This is a genomic window from Limnobaculum zhutongyuii (assembly GCF_004295645.1).
Classification (GTDB): Bacteria; Pseudomonadota; Gammaproteobacteria; order Enterobacterales; family Enterobacteriaceae; genus Limnobaculum; species Limnobaculum zhutongyuii.
In genome coordinates this window covers 1837167-1850624 of the sequence record NZ_CP034752.1, presented here as the reverse complement: position 1 = coordinate 1850624, position 13458 = coordinate 1837167, and the positions used below count along the sequence as shown (strand labels likewise).

12 protein-coding genes and 1 pseudogene are annotated in these 13458 nt (G+C 39.0%); 3 read left to right on the top strand and 10 right to left on the bottom strand.

Annotated features, from left to right (window positions below):
- Window positions 1–4: 4 nt before the first annotated feature.
- Entirely contained in the window at window positions 5–1567 is a 1563-nt protein-coding gene (locus EKN56_RS08070) for a xanthine dehydrogenase family protein molybdopterin-binding subunit (RefSeq protein WP_246020007.1), read from the top strand.
- Window positions 1568–2122, top strand: a complete 555-nt coding sequence (locus EKN56_RS08065) for a nucleotidyltransferase family protein (RefSeq protein WP_130591305.1) — start codon at window positions 1568–1570, stop codon at window positions 2120–2122.
- Here EKN56_RS08065 and EKN56_RS08060 read toward each other — a convergent pair.
- From EKN56_RS08060 to EKN56_RS08045, 4 genes are all read right to left on the bottom strand, one after another.
- Complete coding sequence (locus EKN56_RS08060) at window positions 2094–3095, bottom strand: XdhC family protein (RefSeq protein WP_130591304.1); 1002 nt, start codon at window positions 3093–3095, stop codon at window positions 2094–2096. The genes EKN56_RS08065 and EKN56_RS08060 overlap by 29 nt on opposite strands.
- Before the next feature lie 303 nt (window positions 3096–3398).
- Entirely contained in the window at window positions 3399–4019 is a 621-nt protein-coding gene (locus EKN56_RS08055; RefSeq protein WP_168189629.1) for a cytochrome P450, read from the bottom strand.
- 5 nt (window positions 4020–4024) lie between these two features.
- Complete coding sequence (locus EKN56_RS08050) at window positions 4025–4711, bottom strand: hypothetical protein (RefSeq protein WP_130591302.1); 687 nt, start codon at window positions 4709–4711, stop codon at window positions 4025–4027.
- Between the two features lie 78 nt (window positions 4712–4789).
- Window positions 4790–6259, bottom strand: coding sequence for a tryptophanase (locus EKN56_RS08045; RefSeq protein WP_130591301.1), 1470 nt, complete (start codon window positions 6257–6259; stop codon window positions 4790–4792).
- A 696-nt stretch (window positions 6260–6955) separates the two neighbouring features.
- On the opposite strand from EKN56_RS08045, the gene EKN56_RS08040 reads away from it, so the two are divergent.
- A complete protein-coding gene (locus EKN56_RS08040; protein WP_168189628.1) occupies window positions 6956–7750 on the top strand; it encodes a class I SAM-dependent methyltransferase in 795 nt (264 codons plus the stop codon).
- Window positions 7751–7848: 98 nt separating this feature from the next.
- Here EKN56_RS08040 and EKN56_RS08035 read toward each other — a convergent pair.
- From EKN56_RS08035 to EKN56_RS08010, 6 genes and pseudogenes are all read right to left on the bottom strand, one after another.
- Window positions 7849–8555, bottom strand: a pseudogene (locus tag EKN56_RS08035) (methyltransferase).
- A 758-nt stretch (window positions 8556–9313) separates the two neighbouring features.
- Window positions 9314–9499, bottom strand: a complete 186-nt coding sequence (locus EKN56_RS08030) for an MmcQ/YjbR family DNA-binding protein (RefSeq protein WP_142665318.1) — start codon at window positions 9497–9499, stop codon at window positions 9314–9316.
- 123 nt (window positions 9500–9622) lie between these two features.
- Window positions 9623–9835 (bottom strand): KTSC domain-containing protein, encoded by a 213-nt coding sequence (locus tag EKN56_RS08025; protein ID WP_130591299.1) that lies wholly within the window; start codon window positions 9833–9835, stop codon window positions 9623–9625.
- A 16-nt stretch (window positions 9836–9851) separates the two neighbouring features.
- Window positions 9852–11612, bottom strand: coding sequence for an ATP-binding protein (locus EKN56_RS08020; protein WP_130591298.1), 1761 nt, complete (start codon window positions 11610–11612; stop codon window positions 9852–9854).
- Window positions 11602–12795, bottom strand: coding sequence for an SIR2 family protein (locus tag EKN56_RS08015; protein WP_130591297.1), 1194 nt, complete (start codon window positions 12793–12795; stop codon window positions 11602–11604). The genes EKN56_RS08020 and EKN56_RS08015 overlap by 11 nt, the downstream gene beginning before the upstream one ends.
- An 80-nt stretch (window positions 12796–12875) precedes the next feature.
- Window positions 12876–13448 carry a recombinase family protein gene (locus EKN56_RS08010; protein ID WP_130591296.1) on the bottom strand — a complete coding sequence of 191 codons (573 nt, stop codon included), beginning with the start codon at window positions 13446–13448 and terminating at the stop codon, window positions 12876–12878.
- Between the last annotated feature and the right edge of the window lie 10 nt (window positions 13449–13458).

Here is a 13458-nt window from a genome sequence, read left to right as displayed (position 1 = left end):
GGACATGCATATTGGTGTGCCGTGGATGGGCCCCTCCCTTAATGGCAAGCTGGGAGCCATTCGTAACGAACAACAGATTCTTTCATTGCCTGGTGTCATTGCTCTGGTTCGCACTCGTCACTGGTCGACGCTAAATATGGCGCAACTGGATCCGGATATGGCTCCGAATACGATTATTGTGGTAGCAAAAACTTACTGGCAGGCGAAAAAAGCGGCTGACCGGCTGGATGTGGAGTGGATATTCAGCGATAAGGATAATTTTTCCAGTGAAACTATTGATCGTGATAATCAGGCTGCGCTGGAAAGTGATGAATTAATCACTGCAACAAATATTGGTGACGCTCAAGGGCTCATTAGTAAGGCACGAAATAGCTCTCAATTTCATGAAGCACGGTACAAAGCTCCCTACATTACCCATGCTACGATGGAACCCTGTAATGGCACATGTTATGTAGAAAAAGACAGAGTCACCGCCTGGGGACCTTTTCAGGGACAGGATTTAACCCAAATGCTGATATCAAAATTTGCCGGGGTTCCCGCTGAAAATGTCACTATTCATAACACTCTTCTTGGTGGTAGCTACGGACGAAAATATATTCCCGATCCGGCCATGCCTGCCTGCCTGGCATCGAAGGCTACCGGTAAACCGGTCAAAGTGATTTATCCTCGCGAGGTTGATATTCAACATGCCTATTATCGACCGGGAAACACCAGTCATTATCAGGCATTGCTGGATGATGAAGGTTATCCTTCAGCCTTATGGGCCAGATATGCGGGTCAGGGATTATTCTGGCAATTGCACCGTTCTCGTGTAACAAAAAACGGTGGCTGGGATGAAACTATTGTTGAATGTGTGTACAACACCCGATATGACCTCCCTGCTCTTAAAGTAGAGTCTGTAACGGTTGAACAAAATATCTCCCTGAGTTTTCTTCGGGGCGTAGGTAGCGTTGCCAGCATATTTTTTCTGGAAAGTTTCATCAGTGAACTGGCAATAAAAGCCAATAAAGACCAGCTCGAATATCGGATGCGGCTGTTAAAAAATGAACCAGAGATGCAGCGGGTATTAAAAGCAACGGCGGATGCCGCGGGCTGGGGTAATCCTTTGGCTGATAATCATTATCAGGGAATGGCCGTCAATATCTGGGTAGCCCGGGATGAGGCTTTTATCAGTTATGTTGCGTTGGTTGCTGAAATCGAAGTTAAAGGCAGCGAATGGCGGGTTATACGAATGGTATGTGGTGTGGAGTGCGGTAAAGTGATCAATCCTGGTCTCATTAAGGCAAATATCGAAGGCGGGATTGGTTTTGCACTGAGTGGAGCCTTACATAGTCAGCTTCACTTCGAACATGGGAGCGTAGTGGAAAGCAACTACAATAATTATGGTGTGCTTCACCTGTCAGAGCAGCCAGAAATTGAAGTGGTTATCCTGGATAGTGAACGCGATCCACAAGGCTGTGGGGAGGTTTCAACTGCCGTCGTTGCACCTGCTATTGCCAGCGCATTGCAGGTTGCCACAGGCAAAACATATTCTGAAATCCCCTTCCCGGCTACCTTAGAGCGTTAAATGCCAGGAATATTACTCATCGCCGCAGGCAAAGGTGAACGTTATCGGGCGGCTGGCGGACAAGGAGAGAAACTAATGGCTCCTATTTACAGCCATCAGGGCCGCCCACTTTTCTGTGTAGTGCTGGAAACAGCGATCGCCAGCCAGCTACCGATACATATCGTTACCCGCCCGGACAATATCGCCATCATACAACTGGCGGCTGATTATAATCTTACAGTAACCGTGCTAAACAGTAACAGTATGGGAGAAAGTATTGCAGCAGGCGTGAAAGCAACATATGACTGGGATAGCTGGTTAATACAACCCGCTGATATGCCGGAAATCACTGTTAGTGATTATCATCGCATTGCACAAGCCCTGCAACAGCATACGCAGGTCAGACTTAGTTGGCAGAATCAACCCGGTCATCCGGTAGGATTCTCTCGCCAATGGCGAGAGGCGTTATGTCGGCTATGCGATGAAAACGGAGCCAAAAGCGTGATTGCTCCTTCTCTGCTTATGCTCAACGCTCATCCTGGCGTGATTATCGATCGGGATTTTCCTGAAAAGTAGCGCCCAGATTTTTATGTTTCACTATATCCGCCATTACTGATAGTGCAATTTCTGAGGGTGTTTTACTGCCAATATCAAGGCCTACGGGAGCATGAACTCGTTCTAATTCTGCTTCTGTCAATCCTCCCGTTTGTGCCAGTCTCTTTAGCCGATTTTCGCTGTTTTTAGCTGAACCCATCACACCAATATAAAAAGCCGGTGTATTCACCGCTTCCATAATAGTTAAATCATCCATGCGCGGATCATGCGTTAGTGCCACTATCGCAGTTTGAGGATGGCAACTTTCAGTCTCCAGATACACCGCAGGAAATTGCTCTACTACATAAATCGGCGAATTAGCTAATGGAAGTAATTGTGTCAGAAACTCCGCACGTGGTTCACAGACGATGACTTCAAATCCCAGAGTATAAGCAAAGGAAACACAGTACTCAGCTACGCTGGACCAGCCAGCCACAATCAATCGTGGGGCCGCACCATGCCAGATGGTTACCAGCCCTGTTGATATATCGACTACCGGAGCGCTTCCCCGGCTGACTTCATTCAGATCATGACAGGCATCAGGCAATATAAGCTGCTTTTGCAATGGTTGACGGCCATCTACGGCGGCAAGCATTCTGTTTAAATAACTTAATGTATCGTCACCTGGGTGCAGAAACTCAACTAACACATCCAGTTTCCCGCCACAAGGCAGTCGGGTATCAGGTTCAAGTCCACCATCACCATAGGTCACAATCTGACTGGACTGACGCCACTGCCCGGCTTTGATCTGGCGAAGAAAACTTTGTTCTACACAACCACCGGACAGAGACCCATACCAGTTTCCCGCAGCATTGACGACCATCAATGCTCCCGGAGAACGCGGTGAAGAGCCCCAGGTTTTTAATACGGTACATAGCCAAATCGGCTGAACGCTAGCCCAATCAATGGCCTGAAGGATAACGCGCTGGTCACTTGGAAGTGTTGAGGTAACCATAAGTCCCCCGAATAGACATTGCAAATATCGATTAAATTAGTTGTATCATTATTTGCATTTGCAAGCAATTACTTTGATATTGTTGCGGAGCGTTGCCAGAGCTCAGTGTTTGACGAGTTGTCGATGCATTTCATTGCTACTTCAATGTGTGGTACGCCCGTGCATCAATGAGACTGACGGGCTATACCTTCATCCCAGCTTTTTATGATTACTCTGGGTCGAATTCAGTACCTCTACACGTGATGAATCTGTCCTACGGTGTAACTTTATTAGTAGGCATGTTTTGTATACTCAAATATCCGACTATAGGCTGGGCATATCCTGAGCTTCAGTCTTGACTAACTTAGTTAAAAAATCGGTTTTGTTTACTATCTCACAATTTTTTATCACTTTTCTGGAATAACATCGTTGAACTAATGCCTCTTTAAATGAAATCATAGGTAACATTAACCTACGCTTTATACGTTGTTTGATACCTTGATTATCTGAGAAGAAATAGACTAATCCACCACCGGTTAATGGTCGATCGTGTTCAATTGAACTGATAAACCAATAGTTCTTTATCATATCAGTGACTAAAGTAGCCGTAATATTATAAGCAAACTTTTTTGCGGGACACATTCTTGGACCTGCGCCAAAAGGCATATAACAGTTATCAGGTTGTTTAGGTTGTATCCATCTATCCGGATCGAAAACGTTTGGATTAATGATCCCTTCTGCATGGCAGGCAACAAAATCAAAAACGATGTTCATCCCCTCAGGTATAACTTGCCCATTACGCATTTGATAATCTTGATCTGCTATCCTGTTTGTAATTCCAAATAAGGGATATATTCTTAGCGATTCATCAAGTATCCTTTGCAGGAGTTGATTGTCAGCTAAGTTATTTTTTAATCTTGCCTGAATGTCTATATTCTGTGACAAGGCCACTATTGTATGAGCAACAAACTCTGAGATTTGTATGACTCCGGTATGAAAAAAACGCCCATAATTAACTTGGCAATAGTTTCATCACTAATTTCAATCGATACTTTTGATCTTAATTCAGCAAGGATTTCTGAACTACATTGTGAAAGTATATAGTCTAAAACCGCTTGTCTTATCTTCATATCTGGAAACGATATAAAAGATATGCTTTCTTTAAATAAAATGACATTGTTACTTAAAAGATCTAATGCATTTTTTGTACATGGCTTACCAAAAATTCGAATGTGAAAAAACTCCACAACAATAGGGATTATTTCATTTCTGATTATTGCCAGGCCTGATTTCTCATTATTAAAAAATGTATATCCTCTCTTGTTAAAGATATCATTTAATAAACTATCCGTTTCTTCCTTAGTAATAATTAACATTGGATAAACTATTTTTATAAGCTCTTTATATAACTCTCCATTTGCCATATTTTCTATATGACAATCAACGGGTGCATGGAAATACTCTATCAACTTCCGTGTGACATTTTTACCTTTATACTGATTATCTTTAAGCAATGACTTAACGTCTTGTCCCTTGATATTTTCATTAGGTAAAAGTATGAAATCTTCAGCTCCCATAAAGATTTTTTCCCTTTCTACTTTTGCAGCTAATTTTACCTTTTTATAAATCCACCTCATACGGAATCCTCTCAATGTAGAAACGAGAACTTTTTTAAGAGATTAGCGATATTTTGCAGCTAATTTTGTCTTAGCTAATTAAGGAAGCGGTGTAACAGGCTCATAGTCATCAAAAAATGTATGCAAGCCTATTTCACTCAATTCCAATGGTGGCCGATCATCAATAATTGGTTTAAATGCAGGCAGTTTGTTCCCCCACTCCATTGCTCTTAAAAGACATTCCGCAGCCCAGTCATAATGGGGTTCATAATAAGTTCGGCGAGGAATTGCACAGCGGATCAGTTCATAAGGGGCTTTTATACGCTTACTGGTATCCAGTGGATTATTCACATCAATGCGACCCCGCTGTAAAGAATCCATAGCAGTGGAGGCAAATCCCCCTTCAATATAAGCTTGTGCGGACAGGCAAGTAGCTGGCCCCTGAGTGTGATCTAAATGGGGAACACATTTTCCAGCGTCAATATAAACCGCAAAACAGCTGGCTGGTTCTATAATATGTATCCCTCTTTTGCGACAGGCATTGGCAAAATAATCAACCTGCCTTTGCCGATCCTGTAGATAGTAGTCATTAACCCCCTCCATCAGACCAACCGCCAGTGATTCTAAATCACGACCCGCCAGGCCACCGTAAGTAATATACCCATCGGTGCGGATTACTTTTGGATGCATTTTTTGCCAATAATGCTTATTTCTGAGGGCAATAAAACCGCCCATATTGACCAGTCCACCTTTTTTAGCGCTCATATGGCATCCGTCAGCATAGGAGAGCATTTCATTCACAATCTCCAGACAGCTTTTATCCTGATATCCTGGTTCATGGGTTTTGATTATCCAGGCATTTTCGGAAATTCTTGCGACATCTAAACAGAAGATCACCTCTCTTTTGTGGTATTTATCGATGATTTGACGGACTTCGCGAATATTAGCCATTGAGACCGGCTGTCCGGCACATAAATTGTTTGGAACAACCAGTTCAACCAAACCAATCCGATCGCCCTGTTCTATAAATAGTTTCTTTAATTTTTCCGTATCAATATTCCCTTTAAACCAAGAAGGATCATTTTCGTCGTAATATTCAGGACAGGTAATATCGACAGGTTCAGCTTGCTGGTAATAACAGTGCGCTCTGGTTGTCGTAAAATGGCAATTGGATGGAACCAAATCGCCTTCCTTTACAAAAGTTTCATAAATAATGGCTTCGCCTGACCGGCCCTGATGACAAGGCATCACATACGCCATTCCAGTAAATTTTTGCAATACATCCTGAAGCGGATCCCAGCTTTTGGAATTGAAATAGGACTCATCTCCCAACCACATAGCCCCCCACTGCCGGTCACTCATAGCACTGGTGCCGGAATCAGTACACATATTGACATAGACATATTCGGCAGGAAGATTAGGCGCTGACCAGTTATGTTTTTTTATCAATTCTCTTCTTTGAGAACGAGTGGTTGGCGTGGTGTACTCCACCACTTTCACCCGATAAGGTGGTACTTTGTCAAAAGGTAGGTCCGTTGGGGCCATCATTTCTTCGTTGGAAATTCTCATATTTATACCTCCTTTAATTACAAGGAAATTCTATTGTTTAATCAGGGATTAATTACTTTAAATATATGAATTATAATTTCAAAAAAACAATGCATACGTCTAAATGCGATGAGTTAGCATATTATTAAAAATTAATTCCAAATTATAAAATGTCAAAAATCAAATTAAGATCATTTTGTAAGCACTTGTAAGAATCACTTTCTATCCTAGTTTGTTTTTTTGAGATACGAGTCTTTTCATTTTGTTTTCTAAATTTTTGTAAATTTGAATTTACAATTCATAGTGAATAAAATTAAATTTTGATAAAGAAAAAATTATTGCTAATGATTATTTATGTGCTATTGAACATTAAGAAATGTAGCTAATTCATTGTATGAAGTGTTAAATAATATTACTTTTTTAATGTTCTTTAATATAAATCTGATTGTTTAAAAATTATTATTAACGGAGAATTAAGGCGTTATGAATTATATTCTTAAAGTCATTTAATCTAATACCCCTTATTTTTAGCTCGGAATAGATAAAATTTTCAACAATGACATAGGCTGAAGATCTTTAGCAGTGAATGACACTATTAGTTTTCATCAAAACTAGGTTTAGGTATGGCATTAGAGACACCATAAATTTTTAAACCGGACTATAAGTGTGGGAGCAACATGAGATCTTTTTATAAAAATCGGTATGAGAGGCATTAATATGAACACGAAGCTAAATGAAAATTATGGAGATAAGATATTCTGTCAGGAGATGGTCGATGAAATGTATCGTCTGGAGCTTGTTTCAAAAACCTATGATTTTATTAGCCAACGTCAAATATCTTCACTTATTACCCAACCGAATACACGTTGTCTGGACATTGGCTCAGGTAGTGGCAGTATGGCCGAGTGGTTATCAAAACAACCAAACGTAAAGGAAGTTACAGCACTCGATCGTTTTGTTCATTTATTAGAATCAAAGTTGTCAGTTTCAGAAAAATTAAAAATTGTTCAACACGATTTGAATGATGATGATTATTCTGGAGAATTTGACCTTATTAATATTCGTTTTGTACTAATGCATTTAAGAGACAGGCATAATTTACTCAAAAAAATATCAAAATGGCTAAAACCTGGAGGATGGTTAATTGTCTCTGATATTATTGATATATCGCCAGAAGCGGTGGACGATCCGCTTTACCGAAAAGTTATGTCTACTATGTGGCAGGTTCTTATTAATTCTATCGGCACCGATAAAAACTGGTCTAATCAATTAAACTCAGAATTTCAATCTCTTGGTTTTAGAAATATAACCAATGAAGTCTATCTGCCACCAATCAGTAAAGATTCACCAATGGCTGAGTTTTGGAGCCTTACCTGGCAAGCAATGCACGATCGTTTATTAGAAATGAGCGATCTGGATGATCAAACTTTAACTGATGCCGAAAATCGATTAATTCGGGGAAACATGGTGGCTTTGTCACCAGGTATGATGACGTGTATCGGGCAAAAATAAAGTTCTTCCGTAGTCAGGGGATTAAAAAATATTCAATCGATATAGCACGCCAGAGGCGTGCTATATTCAATTTATTCATATGGTAATCAATATAATCATTAGTTTTTTATTGCCGTGACAATACTGTGATAACCAAAGGATGGAATAACTGTAACTTCCTGGAATCCAGCCTGAGTCAATAGAAAACTAAATTCTTTTCCGGAATATTGTTGCCCTTCTGTCCAGCCTAGCATCACTAAACTGGAAGCAGCTGCTGCAAGTGGGCCTGGTCCAACGTCATTGTACAGTATCTCATGAATAATAATTCGCCCCCCTTTCGGTAGTGAATCGTAACTTTTCTTTGCAAGGAAAAGATTTTTTTCAGTCGGCCAGTCATGAAGGACATTTGAGTAGAGATGCAGGTCTGCACTGGGGAAGTCATCTTCCCACATATTACCACCGCAAGTTTTTATTCGATCGCCTAATCCATATTGCTGAATATAATCAGCCGCCAGAGAACAGACTTCGGCAGATCAAAAACGGTACTGTTTAGGTTCGGCCAACTTGCAACCATACCAATTGAATGGGCACCTGAGCCTCCACCAATATCCAGAGCTTTGTGATGTTGAGAGAGAGGAATTTGAGAGGGCCAAAAGCTGGCAGAACTCATACTGACACTGTGCATCGATTGTGTGAATTTACGTACTTTTTCAACATCGTAAGTATGCGTGTTAAACAAATCTTCTTCTTCATAAACCTGCGATTTGTTTTTCTTGATAGCAGATTCCAGATTTTTCAATGAGAAAGTTTCGCTATTGTCATACATCATGTCCCAAAAATAGCCAAAATAATTAGGGCTTTCCTTTAAGAGATACTCCTGCGTTTCTGCAGTAAGATTAAAAAAGCCTGCTTCAAAATAGACTAAGTTAGAGGCATACAACGTAGCCATAATAGCCTCTACCGGTCGCTTTTCTAAGTGTAACTCTGCGCAGATATCTTCGATGTTTCTAGGACGAAGTGCAATAAACTCAAATATACCAAGACGATGTGCAATAATAATCGAAGGGTAAGTGTACAAATTCATTGTAATATCATAAATATTTCTAGCATCACATACCGGTGGTTTTATACTCATAGCTACCCCTTTAAATAACGATTTATACTATTTTAAAAAATGTAGGCTATTAATTTTATTTTGACAAAGAGGCTGGATGAATAGTCGTTTTAATAGGCAGAGCTCATTCCCTAATGACCGTCTTGAATGATCACGTCTCACATAATCACATCATTCAAATATCTAATTGAAAACATTGATTAATTTTAAACCAAATAACATTATGTATGCAATGTGTTGTCTTACTTTCTTTAACTTTACTTACATTAATAATTACATTTTCTTTATATTCTTAATAAATATCAGCGTCTCTACAATCCTAATTAAATATGATTGATAATAAAATCAAGACAACGTTGTATTACTGTAATTATAAAATATATTATTTACATCCAATATAGGTTAACTCTATGAATATAATGTGAGTAATAATATCTCTCACTGTTAGTACCTATCTTGTGTAGCCCACGTTACTTTACCGCAAGTTCAAAACTATTATCTATTCGCATAAAAATCTCTTCTACTGGCACAGAGCCATCCAGACGAATAGTTATCCAGTATTTTTTATTCATATGAAAACCCGGGAAATACTTTTTACCGTCGGTAAGCATAATGATGTCATTGGGATCCATACGTAAATGGGGTTTGAGGGCCAATGGGGCGAAAACCTACGCTAAGCGATAGACCATCAAATAAACAATGGGTTGCCTTATCGTATGAGATACCAATAGTGACTGCCTCCGATCTCTATTATGTTTCGGTGGCAGTTCATTCATAGGTTATCCCACTTGAGACTCTCGATAATTATTCTTTATGGAGCTATGAAAAAATTTACCGTGTGATTCTGCCCCATCAAATTCATACCAACTTGCAAGCGGAAAATCATAGTAATTCCATACTGCACCACTATTAAATTCAATCTCTAATGTAGAAATAGATTCGTCGTACCCGATACTCCGAATCATGTTTGATGAAATACTTCTTCGTTCCATTTTTACACTCCATTGGTTATATTTTCTGTTCACGTATTTTAGTTACAACAATTTTATAATTATCAGCATCGAGAGAAAATGTTTTTGTCCAACATTCAATTAACTTTGGATCTTCACTTGTAGGTCTTGGGTGATTCAATTTCAATCGAACTCTTGAGGGAATTTTTATAGCCTCACCTGAAATAACTGCCTCACCTATACGCAAAGACGAAAGAAGGTCCATAAGACTATTTAAATTATCGGGTGCTGATGATTTTACTATAGATTGATCGCTTGAATTGGTAAGCCTAAGAGCTATCAACGTACCAATTTGGGAAATTATAGTCTCTGACAACTCCGAGGGGCGTTGAGAAATGACTAGTGCTCCTACGCCAAATTTTCTACCCTCTTTAAATATTTTTTCAACTGCGGCTTTTGAATAATTACTCTTATCATTTTTCCCTAGATACGTATGAGCTTCCTCGAATGCCAAGAGCAGTGGTCTTTGCTTACCGGTATATGACTCTTTACGTCCCCAGAACATGCTGTCGTAAACAAACCGCGTAATCAAGCCTATGGTTATGTCTAGAACCTCAAATGGGACACCGCTAAGATCTAGTATTGTTAATCTCTGCTCACATCCTATCCAGTCAGCTAGTAAATCATGCAAATCTTTTTCAGAATCTGCCGTTTTATAATCTCCGGGATTGAAGAGAAAGTCATATCTCGTATCTCTAAGACGAGAAAGTAATTTTTTCTCATAAGCAAAATACTCTGTATGCTTGGACTTATAAGGAGCAGCAGTACCCATTGAATAAGGCTCAAATGTCGCAGGTGTCAATGTTTCTGCGTCTCCAGAATTCTTTTCTTGAGCAGTTTTCTTAGTTTGTTCATCTTTCGTTGTAGAAGAAAATGATGCATTAAGATACCAATTCATCTCATGCCACAACCGCCTTGCACTAAAAGGGATTGGTGAATCTGCTGTAACAAGATCTCCATTAACAATACCAGCCTTTAAATTTATATTTTCCTTCTTTAGCTCAGTTACAAGGTCCCTCAGTAATCGATATTCTATTTTTTGTTCATCACGATGATCTGCCCCCACTAAAAAATATGCAAGCTCCTCAAATGTCATAAGCCAAAAAGGTATTACTAATGGAGACCCTGCCTCATTAATTCTAAGCACTTTGGCATCAGGAAATGCAGATGCATATTCACCGTGCGGGTCTACCAATATAATTCTTGAACCAACATAACCATGTAAAATAGATTTCAAAATACTGACAGTAGTATTGGATTTTCCGCTACCTGTTGAGCCTAAAATTCCACAGTGGCGTAAAATTAAGTTATGAGTATCTACATAAACACCTAAGTTTTCAGATGAAGAATGTTTTCCAATTTCAATGGAACCTGCATCCTTTTCACCATAAATTTCAAATAAGTCGTATTCAATTACAAGGTGTACTTCATCACCTATTGTAGGATAAGTGCCCACTCCTTTTTCAAACTCACTGTCACCGATTTTTTCGCCAATCAGTTGTACTGAAAGAAATTTTGAGCTTACTCTATACTCATCATCACTACTATCTGTGAATGGTCTGTCACTTACCGCAGCAACGATAGCGTAGATAGTAATATTTCCCATTGGCATTTTTACAAATGTGCCAATCTGGCCAATTTTATACAGTCGACCATTGATTATTGGTGCAGCGGAAGGTATTTCTGATGAAACTTCCACCTCTACAGTACTGGAATCCACACGAATAACCTTTCCTAAATATGTAGAATCAGTCTTCATTTATAGATACCTCAATTTCACTACTACGACCAGAATTACCAACTAAGAACTCAACCAAATAATTAAAATCACCAAGCAAGAATTTTTCATCTTCGGCATTCCAAAAACTATCACATTTTTCTTTGTTTTTTAGCTCGGATTGGCCAAAGGACCATTTTCCTAATGTTCCGTTTATAATCGCAGTTGTTGGTCCGAATACAGATAGATTTAGATATCCTGCTGAGAGTGAATGTAGTTTTTTAACGTCACTGTCTGCATAAAAAAACACTACAACACTAAGCCTGTTGTTTTGCCTCAAGCAATTAAAAATAATTTCATTAATATGCTGATCTAAAAATGAGTATCCGGTAAAAATGAATAATAGCTCACTGCTCAATAAATAGTTTTTAAGGCGATCGAAGTAAACTAGAAAAGGTTGCCTACGAGATAGATCATATTTTTCTTTTGATGGGTAAATAACTATCTCATTTTTCTCTTCTTCAATTTTATCTATTTTCCCAAGACGTATAACTTTATGCGACTTCAGATTCTCTCTTTTTTTCCAAAACCAACTAAGAGAACCATGTATCTTCCATAGTCTAATCCAGTTCTGAGTTAGATCATTTCTACGAACAAGTGTTTCAACACTTTCTTGCCAAAAAAATGGTTCATAAGAACCAACAAATCCATCAAAATACGGAGCGCGAATAGCTTCAAGAGATTTTTCTATTACCAGATCATAATTTGTAGTAAAAATCTCTTTTGAAAAATCTCTGTTTTGCATGTTTAACCACGCAAAAAATTTCTTTGGGGCAGTCAGATTCGCACTAACTTCTTTCTCCGTGATTAGATTATAAATATTTTTGCAAATTTCAACATCCAGTTCACGTGCATTTATACCAGAAACCCCGAGAAATTCTCTATCAGACCTTTCTTCAGTAATTTCGCGAATCCGTCTTATCTGATTAAGAATATCTTCAATGCTAATTATTTCATCAGGTCTTGATAAGTCAGTTTTAATTATATGAAAATAATACAATAATGGTCCTGTTAACGCACTTTCGACTTGTTCAGTTAATTGAGATATATTTGGTAAGCCCAAAGCACAGGAGGTACCGGCCCCCATAAAAAAACCAATATTTTTAGCGTAGGATAGTTGACTTTTTAGCTCACGAATTTCTTTGAGTAGATTTATTTCTTCCATATTTTTAATTCCCTATCATAATTTGTTATTGTATGACCTGATCTCTGCTTAGAATAGTTTGTTTTAAATCATGGTTAATATTATCTTTCTGATGATTTTTGATTATTTTCCGATTTTTTTAACCGAAAATAAGTAGCCCGAGAAACCCCAGTCTTTTCTAGGATTATTTTTTCTGATTGCTTCTGATTGATTAATTGCCTGACAAGTGCTGCTTTCGAGTGCGGTTTCCGTCCAAATTTGACACCGGATGCCATAGCGAAAATTCTGCCATCATTAGTGCGTTCCAGAAGACGTTCTCGTTCTGCTTCTGCAACAGCTGCCAAAATTTGAATCACCATTTTCCCCATAGTTCCTTCTGTACTTAGTCCGTTCTCCAGAAAACGAATGGCTATTCCCTTTTTATAGCAAGCATCAACAATGTGGATCATGTCTGCGGTATTGCGACCAAGCCGATCCATTTTGGTACAAATAATGATGTCATCCTTTTCTGCACGGGCAAGTAGCCGTTGTAACCCTTCACGCTCATCCGTGGCTCCTGACATCATATCAGTAAAAATCCGGTCATCTCTGACACCTACAGATTTCAGCTCCATAATCTGTACCGTCAGTTTCTGATGGCTGGTTGATACTCTTGCATATCCCAGTAATGCCATATTGGTCTCA